Origin of the sequence: Pseudomonas sp. rhizo25 (assembly GCF_031931935.1) — a bacterium.
In the GTDB taxonomy this organism is placed as follows: Bacteria; Pseudomonadota; Gammaproteobacteria; order Pseudomonadales; family Pseudomonadaceae; genus Aquipseudomonas; species Aquipseudomonas synxantha.
In genome coordinates, this window is the sequence record NZ_JAUJXA010000005.1 from 318,865 (window position 1) to 336,328 (window position 17,464).

A 17,464-nucleotide genomic window follows, 5' to 3' on the forward strand; every position below is an offset into this window, starting at 1 on the left:
GGGCTCATGCAGCAGTCATCGGGCATTCTTTTGCGGGGCGTGGATCTTGCGGTACTCATTGGGGCTAATGCCTAGGCGACGCACGAACGCACGCCTGAAACCATCCACATTGGCGTACCCAACCTGATTGGCCAGACGCTTGAGGGATACATCGGCGCTGTCGAGCAGTTGGCGGGCTCCGTCGATGCGCGCCCGTTCAACGAATTCGGCTGGGGTCTGGCCGGCGTCAGCCTTGAATACCCTGGCGAAATTGCGTTCGCTCATGCCCATGTGTCGGGCCAGTAGTGGCACGCTGAGGTCGGTCGCCAAGTGTTCGATGATGTAATGCTGTATATCGCGAATCGCGTTGCGCTCGGCGCTCTGGGCTGCCAATTGGGCACTGAACTGCGATTGGCCGCCGGGGCGCTTGAGGTACATCACCATTTCCCTGGCCACGCTCAGTGCCAGGTCCCGACCGTGATCCTCTTCCACCAGGGCCAATGCCAGGTCCATCCCCGCCGTGATGCCCGCTGAGGTATACAGGTTGCCATCGCGGATGAAGATGCTATCGGCGTCCACCTGGATGTTCGGGTACTGGCGGGCCAGGGCCGCACTGGAGTTCCAGTGGGTGGTGGCCCTACGGCCTGCCAGCAGCCCGGCTGCAGCCAGTACGAAGGCACCGCTGCACACCGAGCCGACACGACGCGCCTTGCCCGCCTGCCGACGCACCCAGTGCAATACGCGAAGATTATCGGTGATATCGCCGATTGCCGGGCTGCCGGCGATGAGCAGGGTATCGATGTGGGCGTCGAAGGTTTCAATGCAGTCATCCGTTTCCACGCGCAAGCCACTGGTACCCTTGATAGGGCCGGGTCGGACCCCGATCACCGCTATTCGGTAGGTACGAGGTTTACCCAGTTGGCGTGCGGCTTCAGCGAATACATCGGTCGGTCCGACGAGGTCGAGCATTTGGATACGTGGGGGTGCAAGAAGAGCGATTTTCATCGAGTTGCCCGTCTAGGCTGTGAATTTGGCTGAAAACGTCGTTAGTTGATGATTGTTGCCATATTTCGATTGGCTGAAAATAGCGTCTACGTCATTTTCAGTCAATTGAGTACATCATGAGTCATAGCAATCTGTCGGTGGCCAAGCCTGCCGAGTCGAGCCAAGGTACACATTCGATCAAGAACCTCCCCATCAACTTGTTTGGCAGTGTCATGGGGCTTGCCGGCTTGAGCTTGGCGTGGCGGTTAGCCAGCCCTGGCCTGAGTGAGGCCAGTATCTTCGGCGAAATTCTTGCCGAGTTCATCGGCATGCTTTCGGCTCTGGTGTTTGTCTTATTAGCGGTGGGTTACACGAGCAAATGGATCAAACACCCTGAGGCGGTAAAAGCAGAGTTTTCTCATCCGGTAACCGGCAACTTTTTTGGTACCGTGACTATTGCGTTACTGCTGCTTTCGGCCATAGCGATGTCATACAGCACGCTGTTGGGCCAGGTGTTATGGGCGGTCGGTAGTGGGCTGACTGTGTTGCTGGCGGCGGTCGTGGTTTTTCGTTTGCTCAGCGGCGGCCGGGAGGCCCAGTTGGCCGTGCCTGCCTGGTTGATTCCAGGCGTTGCGGCATTGGATATTGCGGTGACTGGGGCCCATATGCCCATGGCCTGGGCTCACGAACTCAACCTCTTCGCCATCGCAATGGGCAGCACATTGGCAGTGGTGCTGTTCAATCGAATTTTCGCCCGGCTGATTCATGAACCGGCGATGGCCAAGGGCATGACGCCTTCACTTATGGTGATGGTGGCGCCTTTTGCCGTAGGATTTCTGGCTTATGTGAACGTTTTCGGTGCTGTTGACCGTTTTGCCAGCGTTCTTTTTTACTTTGGCCTGTTCCTGTTTGTAGTGTTGGCGTTCAAAGTGTTTCGAAACGCAGCGCCTTTCTCGCCAGTGTGGTGGTCGATCAGTTTTCCCATTGCGGCATTGAGCAATGCCGCGTTGAAGTACGCTGATGCGCAACAGAGCTTGTTTTTAAGCCTGGTAGCTTATGGGTTGTTGGTGTTCCTGACGCTTGCATTGGCTGTGATGCTCGTCAAAACGGTGAAAATGGCACTCGACGGGCGCTTGTTGGCAAGCTGACGGGCGCTCTGGCAAGCATTTCCAGGCGCACGCTGGCTCGCTCTTACCTGCTTTTTTCTGTGCGGCTACTGACTTCGGTGGGCACATCATTGCCCGCCATGCGCTTTCTAAACAGCGCAGTACGCGCCAGCAGCAGGGTAGTCACCGGCACGGTGATCGACAGCAAAATCGGGATCAACCAGCCATGCAATACCGGCCCGGACTTGAGCGTCGAAAAGTAGATGATCGACGCCAACGCCACACTCCATGCGCCCAATGTCGAGGCGAGCGCGGGTGGGTGCATGCGCTGGAAAAAGCTCTTCATCCGCAGCAAGCCGATTGCACCGATCAGTGCAAACACGCTGCTCACTATCAGCAGCACCGCCACGCTCACTTCAACCCATAACGGCATCATTCAATCACCTCCCCACGCAACAGGAATTTGGCCAGGGCAAACGAGCCGACGAAGCCGAACAGCGCAATCAACAACGCCGCTTCAAAGTAGGTATCACTGGCATAGCGAATGCCCAGCACCAGCATCATCAGCATCGCCAGGATGTACAGGTAGTCCAGCGCCAGTACCCGGTCCTGGGCCGAGGGGCCTCTGAACAGGCGGATCAGTGTCAGCACCATGGCCAGGGAAAACAGGAACAGGCTGGCGAGGATCGCATTGGAGAGCAGGGCGCTCATTCGAAGATCTCCATCAGGGGCCGTTCATAGGCGTGCTTGAAGTGCTGGATAAACTGCGCTTCGTCATCCAGGTCGAAAACGTGCAGCAGCAGGATGCTACGGTCCAGGGCCAGTTCCGACCAGACAGTGCCTGGCGTCACGCTGGTGATCATCGCCAGTACGGCCAGGCCATTGGCGTCGCGCAGGTCCAGGGGGATTTTGATAAAGCGCGAACGCGGCGCTCGTGTGCCGCAGGTCAGGACGCCCCAGGCCACATTGAGGTTGGAGAGGATCACGTCGCGACCCACCAGGAAAAACAGGCGCACGATCACCCCGGGGCGGCGGATGCGGATCGGCAACGGCCGCAACGGCGCCATCAGCAACGGTGCAAGAAAGCCCAGCAGCGCGCCCAGCAGCAGGTTGCCGGGGCTGATCGACAGATTCAGCACCAGCCACAACACCCACAACGCCAATGACAGCCACGGAGCAGGGAACAAACGCTTCATGGCTGCACCTCCAGCGCGGCGGCCTGGGCTTCGGGGCTGGGTACCGGGCGTGTCGCCAGCACTGCCATCACGTAGCGCTCCGGGTTGTTCAGGCTGTCGGCGGCGGCCTGGGTGTAACGCATCAGTGGCTCGGCCTTGAAGGTCAGCAGGATGCTGAGGCCGAGCAAAAAGAAGATCGGCAGGCACTCGTTACGACGCAACAGCGGCGATGGGCGTTCTTCCGGGGTCCAGAAGCGCTGGATACCCAGGCGCGCAAAGGCGATCAGCGAGGCCAGCCCGGACAGGATCAGCAATGCCACCAGGCCCCAGGCCGCAGGGCGAATCGGTTCATCGATGGCATTGCCCAGGCCCAACGGATTGATCAGCGCACTCAACAGGCTGAGCTTGCCGATAAACCCGGACAGCGGCGGCATGCCGATGATCAACAAGGCGCAGGCGATAAAGCTCAGGCCCAGGAAGGCCATGGTCCAGGGGATTACCTGGCCGACCACGGCTTTCTGCTCATCATCCAGGTTCACCCCAGGACGCGGATGCAGTGACTCCATGGCCTTGGGCAACGCATCGATTTCTTCATCCAGCGGCAGGTCGTTGGCCGAACGCGAACGCTCGATCAACTCCGCCAGCAGGAACAACGCACTCAACGCCAGGGTAGAGCTGACCAGATAGAACAACGCCCCCGCCGTCAGGCTCGGCTGGGCGAACCCCACTGCCGACAGCAGGATCCCGGCCGAGACCAGGATGCTCAGGCTGGCCATGCGCTCCAGGCGCTGCGCCGCCACCATCGCCAGTGCCGCGCAAATGATGGTCGCCATGCCGCCATACACCAGCCAATCGCCGCCAAACAGTGCCGAAGCCCCGGCCTGGCCGGAAAACAGCAGGGTCCATAGGCGCAGCACGGTGTACACGCCGACCTTGGTCATGATCGCAAACATCGCCGCCACCGGCGCACTGGCCGACGAGTAGGCGGGCGCCAGCCAGAAGTTCAGCGGCCACATGCCGGCCTTGGCCAGGAACGCCGTGGCGAGGATCGCCGCGCCGGCATGCAGCAGGCCACGATCAGCCTCCGGCACCAACGGGATTTTCAACGCCAGGTCGGCAAAATTCAGCGTGCCGGTGACGCCGTAGATCATTGCCGCGCCGATCAGGAACAGCGACGACGCCAGCAGGTTGATCGCAATGTAATGCAGGCCTGACGACACCCGAGCACGACCGGAACCATGCAACATCAAGCCGTAGGACGCCGCCAGCAGCACCTCGAAGAACACGAACAAGTTGAACAGGTCGGCGGTGAGGAACGCGCCATACAAACCCATCAACTGGATCTGGAACAGCGCGTGGAAACTGGTGCCCGCCCGGTCCCAGCGGGCCATGGCGAACAGCAGCGCGCTCACGCCGATGATCCCTGTCAGCACCAGCATCATTGCCGACAGTTGGTCCACCACCAACACGATGCCGAACGGCACCTGCCAGTTGCCCGGCAGGTACACGCCAATCGAGCCGGGGCCGCCTTGTTGCGTCCAGTACAGCAGCAGGATCGCGATGCCCAGGCCGATCACACTGGAGAACAGATTGATCTGGGCCTTAAGTGGGCGGCGCTTTTCGCCCAGCATCAGCATCAACCCGGCCGTGAGCAGTGGCAGCAGGATCGGCGCGACAATCAGTTGGTTCATCCACGTCATTCCTTGGGCTCCCGGCCGTCCACATGGTCAGTGCCGGTCAGGCCCCGGGATGCCAGCAGCACCACCAGGAACAGCGCGGTCATGGCGAAACTGATCACGATGGCCGTCAGCACCAGGGCCTGGGGCAGCGGGTCGGTGTAGTTGAGCAGGTCTTGCGGCACGCCGTCCTTGATGATCGGCTCCTTGCCGATAAACAGGCTGCCCATGCTGAAAATGAACAGGTTGACGCCGTAGGACAACAGGCACAAACCCATCACCACCTGGAACGTCCGTGGCCGCAGGATCAACCAGACGCCGGAGGCCGCCAGGACCCCAATGGCTATTGCGATGACTTCTTCCATCAGGCGGCTCCTTCGGTTGTGGCAACTACTTTGGCCTGGTTGCTCGGTTTGTGTGCCCGCACCGATTGATGGCCGAGGGCAGTGAGCATCAGCAGCGTGGAACCCACGACCATCGCGTACACGCCGACGTCAAAGAACAGCGCACTGGCGATATGAATGTCGCCCAGCAGTGGCAGGCTGAAATGCCAGGTATGGGTGGTGAGGAACGGGTAGCCAACGAACAGCGCGCCCAAGCCAGTCAGGGTCGCCGACAGCAGGCCAAAGCCCATCCAGCGCATCGGCCGCAGGCTCATTTGCGCCTCGACCCATTGGGTGCCCGCCACCATGTATTGCAGGATAAACGCTACCGACATCACAAGACCGGCGACAAAACCGCCACCCGGTTGGTTGTGGCCGCGCATGAACAGGTAGAACGAGACCACCAGCGCAATCGGCAGCAGCAAGCGCACCAGCACTGCCGGCACCATCATGAAGCCCAGGGCGGTGTCGCTGGCCTGGCGTGGGTTGACCAGGTCGGTGGCCACGTCCGGTGCCAGTTGGCGCTGTTGTGGCGGCAACTCCATGCTTTCCTTGGACGGGCGGAAGCGTCGCAGCAGGGCATAGACGGTCAATGCCACGGCTCCAAGCACGGTGATCTCGCCCAGGGTGTCGAAACCGCGGAAGTCCACGAGCATCACGTTCACCACATTGCTGCCGCCGCCTTCGGGCAGGGCGCGGCTGAGGTAGAACGAGGAGATATCGTTGGGCGTCTGGCGGGTCAGCATCGCGTAGGACAACAGCGCCATGCCGCCACCGACCACGGTAGAGAGCAGGAAGTCGCGCACCCGGCGGATACGCGCCTTGCGCAGGGTGTTGGGCAGTGGCCACACCTCTTCGATTCGCCGCGGCAGCCAGCGCAGGCCGAGCAGAATCAGCACGGTGGTCACTACTTCCACCACCAGTTGGGTCAGGGCCAGGTCCGGCGCCGAGAACCATACGAAGGTGACGCAGGTCATCAGGCCGCACACGCTGACCATGGTCAGGGCCGCCAGCCGGTGGTACTTGGCTTGCCAAGCGGCGCCGAGGGCGCAGGCAATTGCCAGCAACCACAGGGTGACGAACACGATGGAGCCCGGGATCTTCGGCCGGTCGCCCCAACTGAGGCCACTGTTGAGCATGGGGATCATCGCGCCGACCACCGCCAGCAGCACCAACAGGAACAACTGGGTTTGCAGGCGCTTGGTGCTGATGCGTTTCTCGATCCGGCGCACGCCGCGCATCATCACCACCAGGCTGCGCTCGAAACCGCGCTTGCCGTTGAAGTAGCTGATCAGCGGCGGGTACTTGAAGCGCCCGCGCTTGAGTTGCTTGCGCAGCAGCAGATACAGCACCACGCCGCCGCACATGGCCACCAGGCTCATGATCATCGGCGCGTTCCAGCCGTGCCAGATCGCCAGGCTGTATTCGGGCAGCACGCCACCGACCACCGGCAGCGCCGCAGCGGCAAGGATCGAACCCACCACCTGGGCCGGGAAAATCCCTACCAGCAGGCAGGTGAATACCAGCAGTTCGACCGGCGCACGCATCCAGCGCGGGGGTTCATGGGGCGTGTGCGGCAAATCGGTGGCGGGCGGGCCGAAGAATACATCCACGGTGAAGCGCAGGGCGTAAGCCACGCTGAACGTACCAGCGATGGTCGCGATCAGCGGCAGGGCGATTTCCACCCATTGGGTCGAGGAGATAAACACGGTCTCGGCGAAGAACATCTCTTTGGACAGGAAGCCGTTGAGCAGCGGCACCCCGGCCATGGACGCGCTGGCGACCATGGCCAGGGTCGCGGTAAACGGGATCAGACGCACCAGGCCACTGAGCTTGCGGATATCCCGCGTGCCGCTTTCGTGATCGATGATGCCCGCCGCCATGAACAGCGACGCCTTGAAGGTGGCGTGGTTGAGGATATGGAACACCGCGGCGACGGCGGCCAGCGGGCTGTTAAGGCCCAGTAGCAGGGTGATCAGCCCGAGGTGGCTGATAGTGGAATAGGCCAGTAGGCCCTTGAGATCGTTTTGAAACATGGCGCAGTACGCGCCGAGGAGGAGGGTGAGGGCGCCGGCACCGCCGACGATCCAGAACCATTCTTCGCTGCCGGACAGCGACGGCCACAGGCGGGCCAGCAGGAACACGCCGGCCTTCACCATCGTCGCCGAGTGCAGATAGGCCGAAACCGGCGTCGGCGCCGCCATGGCATGGGGCAGCCAGAAGTGGAAGGGGAACTGCGCGCTTTTGCTCAAGGCGCCAATCAGCACCAGGGCGAGCATGACCGGGTACAGCGAATGCGCGCGTATCTGATCGCCCGCTGCCAGCACCTGGTCCAGGTCATAGCTGCCGACAATATGCCCCAGCAGCATCACCCCGGCCAGCAGGCACAAGCCGCCGGCACCGGTGACCATCAGCGCCATATACGCACCACGCCGCGCATCGGCGCGGTGGTGCCAATAGCCGATCAGCAGGAACGAGAACAGGCTGGTCAGTTCCCAGAAGAACACGATCTGGATCAGGTTGCCGGAGATCACCAGGCCGAGCATGGCGCCCATGAACGCCAGGAAAAACGCAAAGAAGCGCGGCACCGGATCATCCGGCGACATGTAGTAACGCGCATACAGCGACACCAGCGTGCCGATGCCGAGCACCAGCATCGAGAACAGCCAGGCAAACCCATCCATGCGCAGCACGAAGTTCAGCCCCAGGCTGGGCAACCACATGAATTCTTCGCGGATCACACCACCGTGGGCGATCTGGGGGTAGAGCAGGGCGACTTGAATAGTGCCGACCAGCGCCACAAGGCCAGCCAACAGGGATTCGGTGTTACGTGCATTGTGCGGCAGCAAGGCCGCCAGACAGCTGCCGATAAAAGGCAGAAGCAGTAGAACTATCAGGGACATAGGCTTCTAATCTGCGGGAGTTTGGGATGCATCATACGTGCCGCTTTCGCGATCACCAAACGGCAAGATGTGGCAGGATCCTACAAGATAGGCCGAAGGCTCTCATTTGGCATTGTTTCAGGTGGCCGCTTTGCAACCAACAACACCGCTCAATGTGGCAGCCGGGCTTGCCCGCGATGGCTATCCGTTGGACGCCGCTGGAGTTCGGACCTCAACCCTGGCGTTCCTGTTCCATCTCATCGGCCAATTCAACGGCCTTCTGCCCCCGCGTCTTCAACTCACTCACAATCACCGCCACCACAATCAACACTGCCCCCAGCATCGCAATCGGCGGGAACCGCTCCCCGGCTATGCGCCCGACCACCCCGGCCCACACCGGCTCGCCGGCATAAATCAAGGTGGCCCGGGTGGGTGACACGCTCTGCTGCGCCCAGTTCATCGCCACCTGGATCACCGCACTGGTCAGGCCCAGGCCCACCGCGCTGAACAGCAGCAACCACGAAAAGCCCGGCAACGTCTCGCCCATCGGCACCACCAGCATGAACGACAATACCGACGCCGTCGCCAGCTGCACCACCGTCACACGGCGCACGTCCACCTGCCCGGCAAATGCGCTGATCAGAATGATCTCGGCCGCAATCGCCACCGCGCCGATCAAGGTGGCGATTTCCCCGGCGCTGAAATCCAGCGAAGCGCCCGCAGGGCCTGTCAGCAGCATCAACCCGGCAAACGCCAGCATGATGCCGATGCTTGGCATCAAGCCTGGTCGCCTGCCCAGTACCAGCCACTGCAGTAACGGCACGAAGGGCACATACAGCGCAGTGATAAACGCCGACTGGCTGCTCAGGATCGTCTGCAAGCCAATGGTCTGCAAACCGTAGCCAAACATGATCGCCACGCCGATAAACACTCCGGCTTTCAACTCAAACAGCGTCAGATCGCGCAGGGTGCGCAAGGAAAAACAGCCCACCACGATGGCGGCCGCAGCAAAGCGCAGGCCGACGAAAAACATCGGCCCGCTGACGGTCATGGCGTGCTGCACCAGCAAAAAGGTGCCGCCCCAAAACATGGTGATCACCACCAGGATGCATTCGGCCTTGCTGAAACGGTTGAAACGCGAAGGGGAGTTCGGGGCGGTCATGGCGGCTCGGTCTTGCAAGGGAAAAGCACGGACCGCACAATGCGCCGCACTGCTGGGCAGTATACTGCGCACACCCACCGATTGAGCAATATAGTGCACAAAGAAAATCCACAACGGGCCTCGGTCCTGCAACACGTCAGCCAGAACGTCCGTCGCCTGCGTCACGCCGCCGACCTGAGCCAGACTGCGCTCTCGGAAAAGTCCGGGGTCAGCCGGCGCATGCTGGTAGCGATTGAAGCGGGGGAGAAGAACGTCAGCCTGTCCACCCTCGACCGTGTGGCCGAAGCGCTGGAGGTGGCATTCAGCGACTTGATCCAGGCTCCGGATGCGCCTGACCATAGTCGTATCAATGAGCTGGCCTGGGCCGGTGAGATCCCCGGCAGCAAGGCGGTGTTGCTGGCCAAGGCCAACGCCCGCCGCGAAGTGGAATTATGGGAGATGCGCCTTGAGCCGGGGGATCGCTACAGCCCCGAGCCGGACCCGGAGGGTTGGAGTGTGCAATTGTTCGTGTATGAAGGTGCATTGACCCTGATTCTCGACGATCAAGAAAAAATCGTCGCGGCTGGTGAGTTCTATATGTTCGCCAGCCGCCAATCCCACGGCTATCGCAATGAGGGTGATGTGGCGGTGCGATTTGTTCGAAATGTCGTGATCTAACCGGGCCATCAAATGGTTTATATCTGTTAGTTTTCACCGCAGGGCAAACCTGAAAGCGCATGTTACTCCATTCGCCAGCCAGTAAGTCTTGAATTGCTTACGAGGTGCAATCCCCTGTCGCAAAGTATGAAGTCAGACCCTGAATCGCTTTCTGAACAGTTAAAACCGTAGGCGCTCACCAGCGCCGACGGTTTGTGCGTCACGAGTCTAACTACTTAAACTTACGGGGCTGGAAACAACAGTGGGTCTATTTTTCGATGTTGAGTTTCCCATTTTTGACTTCTATCCGTAGTTTAGTGCCATCTGTAAGTGTTGCTGTACCGGTAAAGTGGTAGACCCCTGACAGCGGGCCCTCTAATGTTTCAAAGTTAGGCATTGAGGTCAGCGTAATCGTACCGCTGTCGCTTGGCCAGGCGACGTTTCGATTGAGGTCGAATACAAATGCACGCACCTGTCTGTTATCCGGACTGAAGTTATAAGTGCCCGGTACAAGTGCCTCTGCAAAGTTGAAGACTACTCGGTAGTCAAACGGATTCGGATCAGGCGCTGGGACAAACTCTCGTGACCATACGCTGATATGGGCTGGAAAACTACCTGACGCAGGCTGGGTAGTGAGCGCAGTCTCCATCGACCGATAGTTGCGGTTGATGGCATCACTGATATCGCAGGTCACTGAACCTGTTGCGTTGGTCATGCGGCGTTTCGTTGTGCCTTTAACTTTCATATCACCCTTTGTAAGGGTGACGACTCGTGTACCATGTTCCGCTTTAAAGTTGAAAATGAGGTGTACTGTCTCCTTGGCGGGATCCAAAGTAACCTTCACACTTCCGCCAGAGGCAGTATAAGGTTGGAAGGTATGAGAAGTCCTTTTCACCCATGAAGCATTGGCTTTTCCTTGCGCGCCCCATTCTTTGACGATCTCATAAGTTTTTTCTATGACATGGCCCTCGTTGGGTAAAATCAGCTCGATTTGTTGGTGATATTCAAACGGCACGGGCTCGGTGAGGGCTGATATGAACCATCGGTTGCGATCTTCATCCAGGTAGAAGTGAATCGGAGGGCCTTCAAAGCGTTTCAAGTCGGCATCGCCCTCCACGACGGCGGTGCAGGTTCCCGAAATAAGTTTGGCTTTGGAGTGATTGGGCTTATTCATTTGATGTTTCCTTTGGAAGGAGGGGCACGATGAATAGGCTATGGGTTGAATTGGGCTGCGTATACTGTCAAAAGTAACAGGTATAACTCATGGGGTTTTGACAGTGGGAGTCACTATGGCCTGGGCGCAACAAAGTGAGATGCAAGTCCACAACGCCGATGTGCTGATCATCGGCGGCGGCCTGAGCGGTACGATGCTCGCCGTGCAACTGCTGCGCCTGGCGGGCACGCGGCGCATCCTGGTGATTGAACCGCGTGCTGAGCTGGGGCGCGGCGAGGCCTATAGCGCAGTCGAGCTGGGTCATACCTTGAACGGTAATGCGGCGCGCATGAGCGTCGACCCGGACAATGCCGACGACCTGACTCAATGGCTCACCGACTACATCGCTGGCGGTGGGTGGCCGGAGTCGGACCAGCAGCACGTGCCGGTCAGCGAACTGTTCCCGCCGCGGGGCATTTTCGGACTGTATGTGCAACAGCGCCTGGCCGAGGCCAAGGCGCTATCCACTTCGACAGTCGAGCATATCCGTGCTGAAGGGGTCGACCTGCAAGTCGAGGCAACGTCGACGCGGGTTACCCTCGATACTGGCGAGCAACTGCATGGGGCTTTTGCGGTATTGGCCACCGGCATGTTCCCGGCTGCGCGCACCCCACAGACCGAGTCCACGGGGCTGAACGCTGCCGCATTGGACCCATGGGACGTGCAAGCGATGACCCAACTCGACCCACAATCAACGGTGCTGATCATCGGCTCCGGGTTGACCATGGTCGACGCCGTGGTGTCCCTGGAACAGGCCGGGCATCGCGGGCCCGTCGAGATTTTTTCGCGCCACGGCCTGTTGCCCCATGTGCGCCGGCAACCGCCGGGTTGGGACGACTTCCTGGCCGCCGACCACCGCCTGCGTAGCCCGCGGCAATTGCTGCGGGAGGTGCGCCGCCAATGCCGCATCGCACTCGACCAAGGCATCGATTGGCAGGCGCCGCTGGACACCGTACGTGTGCATATCGCACGTTTATGGAGCCAGGCCAGTGAGCGCGAGAAACGCCAGTTCGTGCGGCATGTGCGGCCATGGTGGGAAAGCCATCACCACCGCTCGCCACCGTTGAGTGCGCAGTTGGTGGCCCGTTTGCAGGAAGAAGGACGGTTGCGGATTCGCGCAGCGTCGTTCAAGGGTTTAGTGCCGTCGGATGAGGGCGTCGCCATTGCGGTGCGCCATCGTGGCGAGCAAGGGCTCACCCGGGTTTCGGGCGCGGCGCTGATCAACTCCAGCGGCATCGAATACGACTGGCGCCGCGTGGCCCGGCCGTTGCCACAACAACTGCTCAAGCGCGGGCTGGTCCAGCCCGGGCCATTGGCCTTGGGGATTGCGGCGGATGCGGCCGGCGCGGTGCTGGATGCCCAGGGCCAGGCCAGCCAGCGACTGTTTGCCATGGGCCCGCCGTTGCGGGGCATGTGGTGGGAGAGTACGGCGGTGACCGACGTGGCGCTCCAGGCCAAGGCACTGGCAACCAAGCTCGCACATTTAGATCTGCGTTTAGTTTGAGGTTTTCACAAAACCTGGCTTCAACCCAAACACCTCAACCCCCTGCGGCGTCGATTGCCCGGTGGTGACCTTCACCCGCTCCACCGGTTTGTCCATCGCTGGTCGGTACTCCACCGTCATATCTGCCTGGATCGCCTGGCTGGGAATCACGATCGCATGGTCATTGTTGTAGGTGACGATGGTCAGCCGCGCACTCATGCCCAGACGCACCCGTTGCAACTGCTGTGGTGTCAGCTTCGGGATCGACAGGGTCACCGGAAACTGCGCGCTGCCCTGGTTGTCGCTGGCGATGGCCAAGCCACTGACCACGCTGACCGAGCCGGTCAGCCGTTCGCCGTCGAAGCCATCGCCCATCACTTCCACCGCCTGGCCCTGGTGCAACTGGTTGATGTCCAGTTCGGATACCTTAGCGACGATTTTCAGCCGTTCGATATTGGCCAGCCCGAACAGCACCTGACCCTGGCTGACCTTGCTCCCCGCCTGTACCGGCGCGTTGTTGCTGGCGCCTCCTTGGGCGGTGCTGGTGCTGCCGGGTGCGGGCACCACGATGCCGGAGAACGGCGCCTTGACCTCCTTGCCTTCAAGGAGTTTTTGCAGGGCTTGGTACTTCACCGTGGCATTAGTCAGCTCCATCTCGGCGATCTGTCGGTATTCGCCTCTGCCTTGGTCCTGGGCCTGTTGCAGTTCACTGCGCGCCGCTGCCAGGTCGAGTTGCTGCTGTTGGGTTTGCTGCTTGAGATCGTCCAGTTCGTTGCGCGGAATAATCCCGCGCTTGAACAGGTTTTCGCTCTCGGTGAGTTTGCGCTGGGTATTGCCGGCGGTCATTTCAGCGGTGCGCAAACTGCGGCGAGCGCGGCTCACCGCGGGGCTGCTGTCCCAGTCCTGCATTTCCTGTACCGCGCGCCGGGCCTTGAGTTGGGCGGAGAGGGCGTCGCGCAGTTGCACTTCAAGGGTGGCCGGGTCCATGCGCAACAGCACCTGGCCGGCTTCGACACGTTGGCCTTGCTCGACCAGATTGGCCAGCACATTGCCGTCGAACGGCGCCGTGAGGGTGACGGTGTTGTCGGGCTCGATCTTGCCCACCAGGCCGATCTGGTGCACCAGCGGGTCGGGTTTTACCGTCAGCCATTGCTCGGCGGTGCTGGCCTGCTCGACGCTGCTGCGTTGGTTGAGCAGGCTGACTGCCGCGCCTGCCAGCAGTACGATCAAGACGACGGCCAGCCAGCGTTTTTGATTAGTAGTCATTGAGGGCGATTTCCCAACTTTCCAGCGTCATGCCCAGGGTCAGATCGAGCTGGGTCTGGGCGTTCAGATAAGCGATCAGCGCATTGAGCTGGGCGTTTTCGGCGTTGCGCAGATCGGTCTCGAAGCTCAGTACCTGGAAGTTGGTGGAGCGCCCGGCACTGAGTTTTTCCCGCTCGATCTCGATCTTGCGCCGCGACAACTCCACGGCGCGCTTGGAAATCTCATATTGGCGCCAGCGGGTGCCGAGGTCACGCACCACGTTGTTGACGTTGCGCTCCAGCTCCTGGCGGGCGTCGGTAATGCGGATTTCCTGATCCTCCACATTTACCCGCGCGCGGACTTCGGCCTGGCGTGTGCTGATGTCGCCAATGGGGATCTGCACCTGCACGCCGGCGTAGCTGTCCCAGGTGCGGTTATTGGTGTGGCCGTTGTCGTTGTCGTAGGCGTCACGCACCTGGTTGGCGCCGGCCACCAAGTCCACCTGCCAGCGCCCGGAGTCCTTGGCGATGACCAGGTTGAGATCGGCCTGCTGGCTGCCCAGCAGGGCGGCGAGGTATTCCGGCTGCTGGTTCTGCGCCAGGTTGAAGGCTTGGCGCTTGTCGATTTCCATGGGGTTGGCCTCCAGGGCTTCGGTGGCGCGAATCGGCGTGGACAGGTCCAGGGCCAACAGGCGCAGCAAGGCCAGGCGGTTGGTGTCCAGTTGGTTCTGGGCTTCTTCCACGCCCAATTGCTGGGTGGCGATATCGGCTTCGGTCTGCACGATCTCGAACTCGGCCATGCGCCCTGCGCTGATCAGCGCTTTGTTGACGTCCAGCAAGGTGTTGGAACGCTTGAGGGCTTCCTGGACGATCACCAGTTGCTCTTGGGCGCGGAGGAGTTCGCGGTAGGTGGCAATGATCTGGCTGATGGTCTGCGCCACGGTGGCCTTGAGGTTCAGGCGGTTGGCCTGCTCGGCCAGGCGCGACAGGCGCAGCGGCGCGGTGGTGGCGTCCCAGCCGGCCCCGCGCATCAGCGGTTGGATGATCGCCAGGTCGAGGCCGTCGCTGCGGTAGCGTCCGGCGCGGTTGGCGTTATTCAACTGCTGGGTCCAGGCCATGCTCAGGCGCGTGCCGTATTCGCCGAGCAGGCTGCTGGTCGGCGCCACACTGGCATTGCGGGCGTTGTCCTGGGAGCCCCGGCTGGTGCGGTAATTACTGTTGAGGGTGAGCTTGGGGTTGAACACGTCTTCGGCGACGCGCAAGTCGAACTTCTGCGCCACCCGTTGCAGATAGGCGCTGCGGATCGCCGGGTTGTTGCGCAGGCCCAGGTACACGGCGTCGCCCAGGGTCATGGTGGTGACCTGGGCATTGAGCGACACGCCGCGGTCATAGGCGCTGCGCGTGCTGCTGGGTGCCGATGGCTTGACGACCACCTCGGCGGCCACGCCGGGCAGGCTGATCAGCGCCAGCAACCACAACCATTTACTCATCGCGCAGGGCCTCCACCGGTTGCAACCGCGAGGCCGAGACCGCCGGATAGATGCCGAAGAACAAGCCGACCAGCAAGGTACTGCCCACCCCCAGGGGCAGGGCGGCCACCGCCAGGGCGAATGCCCAGCCCGACAGCCAGGCATACAGCCACGCAGCGGTCATGCCCAATACCGCACCGCAAAGCGCACCCACGGCGGTGAGGGTGACGGCTTCGAGCAGGAACAGGTTACGAATATCTCGCTGGCGCGCGCCCAGGGCCATGCGAATGCCGATCTCGCGGCGGCGCTCCGAGACGTTCATCAGCATCACGTTCATTACCCCGACGCCGCCGCCCACCAGGGAGATCGCGCCGAGGGCCAGCAGCAGATAGGCGAATGTGCGGCTTTGGCGCGTCATGCCGTCGATCATCTGCTGGGGCACGATGATGTCGACGTCATGCTCGGTGAGCTGGGGTTGCAACGCAGCGCTAGCGTCTCGGGCAATACGTTCCATGTCCTGCCCCGGCGTCGCACGGATGATCACATTGCTGATCTGCGGGCTGGCATAGATGCGGCGCATACCCTCGGCGGGAATAAACAGCGATTCGTTGGCTTGCACCGGCATCAGCATGGCCCGGGGCTGGTTGTGCAGAATGCCGACAACCAGGAACAGATAGTCGTTGATGCGCACGCGATCGCCCAGCCTCAGTGGGTCACCCGGTGCTCCGAGGGCCTGGGCGAGTTGGTCACCGATCACGGCGTAGGTTTCGTTGGCGTCGAAGGCTGACAGGAAACGCCCCTCGCGCATGACCAGGCGCATGGCCGCGTAGATATCCGGGGTGCTGCCGACCAGGTTGGCATTGGTGGTGCGGCCATGGAACACGACGGGCCCGCTGAACAGGCTGAGGGCGCCGATATGCGCAATGCCCGGCACCGCCAGGCGCACGCTATCGAGGTCGAGCCGGGTGCGCATCGGCACATTGCTGCTGCCCTTGGGCGGGAACTGGGCGATCAGGGTATCGGTGCCCATGTCCTTGAAAATCATCGCCGCGTCCACCGCCGCGTTGTGGCCGATATTGATCAGCGCCACCACCGAGGAACTGCCGATGACGATGCCCAGCAACGCCAGGATCGAACGCTTACCCAGGGTGCGCAGGCTGATGAACGCTTCATGCAGCAGGTGGCTCAGGCTCTGCTCGACCCGCAGGCTCATCGGCGATCGGCCTCGTGCACCACGCCATTGCGCACCAGGATCTTGCGCTCCAGGCGCTCGGCGATGTGCGCGTCATGGGTGACGATGATCAGCGTGACCTGTTGCTCACGGTTGAGGGTCAGCAGCAGGTCCATGATCTCCTGGGCGGTGGTACTGTCGAGGTTGCCGGTGGGTTCGTCGGCCAAGATCACTGAGGGCTGGCCCACTAGGGCGCGGGCTATGGCGACGCGCTGGCGCTGGCCTCCGGAAAGGTCGGCAGGGCGGTGGTGGGCGCGCTCGGCCAAGCCTACTTGCTCGAGCATGCGCTGGGCTTGCTCCACCGATTCATGCCGCGACACACCGCGATAACTCAAGGGCAGGGCAACGTTGTCCAGGGCGCTGAGGCGCGGCAGCAGGTTGAAGCTCTGGAACACGAAACCGATCTGCCGGTTGCGGATCGCCGCCAGCTCATCGGGGGTGGCAGTGAAAATGTCGTGGCCGGCAAAGTGGTACTGGCCGCAATTCGGCAGGTCCAACAGGCCGAGGATATTGAGCAGGGTGCTTTTGCCGGAGCCGGAGGCACCCAGGATGCCGCAGCTGTCACCGCTTGCGATGGACAGGCACACGTCATTGAGAATGCTCAATTCCTGCCCGGCCAGCTGATAGCGCTTGCCGATGCCTTGCAGGGAGATCAAGCCTGGGTGCGAGGGAGTGTCTGTCATCATGACTACGCCTGCAGTCTCGACGGTGTCGGCGTGCTCCCGGAAAATCCTTGTAACAAGTTCGGGAGCTGTCTGTACGCGTCACGGACTGGTTTTATTTCTTGTTTTTAAAATATTGTTTGAATAGTAACCGCGTTCCTTACGCTTCGCCAGCCGTG

At 61.3% G+C, this 17,464-nt stretch carries 16 protein-coding genes; 3 read left to right on the plus strand and 13 right to left on the minus strand.

What is annotated here, in order from left to right; translation table 11 throughout:
• Nucleotides 1-15 precede the first annotated feature (15 nt).
• Entirely contained in the window at nt 16-984 is a 969-nt protein-coding gene (locus QZR30_RS13810; protein ID WP_046068667.1) for a GlxA family transcriptional regulator, read from the minus strand.
• A gap of 116 nt (nt 985-1,100) precedes the next feature.
• Between QZR30_RS13810 and QZR30_RS13815 the strand changes: the two genes are divergently transcribed.
• Nucleotides 1,101-2,111: an SLAC1 anion channel family protein gene (locus QZR30_RS13815; RefSeq protein ID WP_056846576.1), complete on the plus strand. Its 1,011-nt coding sequence runs from the start codon at nt 1,101-1,103 to the stop codon at nt 2,109-2,111.
• 43 nt (nt 2,112-2,154) lie between these two features.
• On the opposite strand, the gene QZR30_RS13820 is transcribed toward QZR30_RS13815, so the two are convergent.
• The 7 genes from QZR30_RS13820 to QZR30_RS13850 all read right to left on the minus strand — a co-directional run bounded on the left by QZR30_RS13820 (nt 2,155) and on the right by QZR30_RS13850 (nt 9,347).
• Complete coding sequence (locus QZR30_RS13820; protein ID WP_056846575.1) at nt 2,155-2,505, minus strand: Na+/H+ antiporter subunit G; 351 nt, start codon at nt 2,503-2,505, stop codon at nt 2,155-2,157.
• Nucleotides 2,502-2,780: a K+/H+ antiporter subunit F gene (locus QZR30_RS13825; RefSeq protein ID WP_043046539.1), complete on the minus strand. Its 279-nt coding sequence runs from the start codon at nt 2,778-2,780 to the stop codon at nt 2,502-2,504. The genes QZR30_RS13820 and QZR30_RS13825 overlap by 4 nt, the downstream gene beginning before the upstream one ends.
• Nucleotides 2,777-3,265, minus strand: a complete 489-nt coding sequence (locus QZR30_RS13830) for a Na+/H+ antiporter subunit E (RefSeq protein WP_046068664.1) — start codon at nt 3,263-3,265, stop codon at nt 2,777-2,779. Before QZR30_RS13830 ends, QZR30_RS13825 begins: the two co-directional genes overlap by 4 nt.
• Complete coding sequence (locus QZR30_RS13835) at nt 3,262-4,944, minus strand: monovalent cation/H+ antiporter subunit D (RefSeq protein WP_043046541.1); 1,683 nt, start codon at nt 4,942-4,944, stop codon at nt 3,262-3,264. The genes QZR30_RS13830 and QZR30_RS13835 overlap by 4 nt, the downstream gene beginning before the upstream one ends.
• Nucleotides 4,941-5,285: a Na+/H+ antiporter subunit C gene (locus QZR30_RS13840; RefSeq protein WP_003192163.1), complete on the minus strand. Its 345-nt coding sequence runs from the start codon at nt 5,283-5,285 to the stop codon at nt 4,941-4,943. The genes QZR30_RS13835 and QZR30_RS13840 overlap by 4 nt, the downstream gene beginning before the upstream one ends.
• Nucleotides 5,285-8,206, minus strand: a complete 2,922-nt coding sequence (locus QZR30_RS13845) for a monovalent cation/H+ antiporter subunit A (RefSeq protein WP_046068663.1) — start codon at nt 8,204-8,206, stop codon at nt 5,285-5,287. Before QZR30_RS13845 ends, QZR30_RS13840 begins: the two co-directional genes overlap by 1 nt.
• Before the next feature lie 211 nt (nt 8,207-8,417).
• Complete coding sequence (locus QZR30_RS13850; protein WP_059397929.1) at nt 8,418-9,347, minus strand: DMT family transporter; 930 nt, start codon at nt 9,345-9,347, stop codon at nt 8,418-8,420.
• Nucleotides 9,348-9,440: 93 nt separating this feature from the next.
• Between QZR30_RS13850 and QZR30_RS13855 the strand changes: the two genes are divergently transcribed.
• Entirely contained in the window at nt 9,441-10,004 is a 564-nt protein-coding gene (locus QZR30_RS13855) for a helix-turn-helix domain-containing protein (RefSeq protein ID WP_046068661.1), read from the plus strand.
• 247 nt (nt 10,005-10,251) lie between these two features.
• Here the strand turns inward: QZR30_RS13855 and QZR30_RS13860 are convergent, their stop codons facing one another.
• Complete coding sequence (locus tag QZR30_RS13860) at nt 10,252-11,157, minus strand: hypothetical protein (RefSeq protein WP_046068660.1); 906 nt, start codon at nt 11,155-11,157, stop codon at nt 10,252-10,254.
• Nucleotides 11,158-11,272: 115 nt separating this feature from the next.
• On the opposite strand from QZR30_RS13860, the gene QZR30_RS13865 reads away from it, so the two are divergent.
• On the plus strand, nt 11,273-12,700 hold the full coding sequence (locus tag QZR30_RS13865; RefSeq protein WP_274354892.1) for an FAD/NAD(P)-binding protein: 1,428 nt from the start codon (nt 11,273-11,275) through the stop codon (nt 12,698-12,700).
• On the opposite strand, the gene QZR30_RS13870 is transcribed toward QZR30_RS13865, so the two are convergent.
• From QZR30_RS13870 to QZR30_RS13885, 4 genes are read right to left on the minus strand one after another with little or no spacing between them, the layout of a single operon-like run.
• Nucleotides 12,692-13,945, minus strand: coding sequence for an efflux RND transporter periplasmic adaptor subunit (locus QZR30_RS13870; RefSeq protein WP_311903439.1), 1,254 nt, complete (start codon nt 13,943-13,945; stop codon nt 12,692-12,694). The two genes, QZR30_RS13865 and QZR30_RS13870, sit on opposite strands and share 9 nt — an antisense overlap.
• Nucleotides 13,935-15,413, minus strand: a complete 1,479-nt coding sequence (locus QZR30_RS13875) for a TolC family protein (protein ID WP_046068657.1) — start codon at nt 15,411-15,413, stop codon at nt 13,935-13,937. The genes QZR30_RS13870 and QZR30_RS13875 overlap by 11 nt, the downstream gene beginning before the upstream one ends.
• Nucleotides 15,406-16,605, minus strand: a complete 1,200-nt coding sequence (locus tag QZR30_RS13880) for an ABC transporter permease (protein WP_059397931.1) — start codon at nt 16,603-16,605, stop codon at nt 15,406-15,408. Before QZR30_RS13880 ends, QZR30_RS13875 begins: the two co-directional genes overlap by 8 nt.
• Nucleotides 16,602-17,309 carry an ABC transporter ATP-binding protein gene (locus QZR30_RS13885; RefSeq protein WP_068967406.1) on the minus strand — a complete coding sequence of 236 codons (708 nt, stop codon included), beginning with the start codon at nt 17,307-17,309 and terminating at the stop codon, nt 16,602-16,604. The genes QZR30_RS13880 and QZR30_RS13885 overlap by 4 nt, the downstream gene beginning before the upstream one ends.
• Nucleotides 17,310-17,464: the final 155 nt, after the last annotated feature.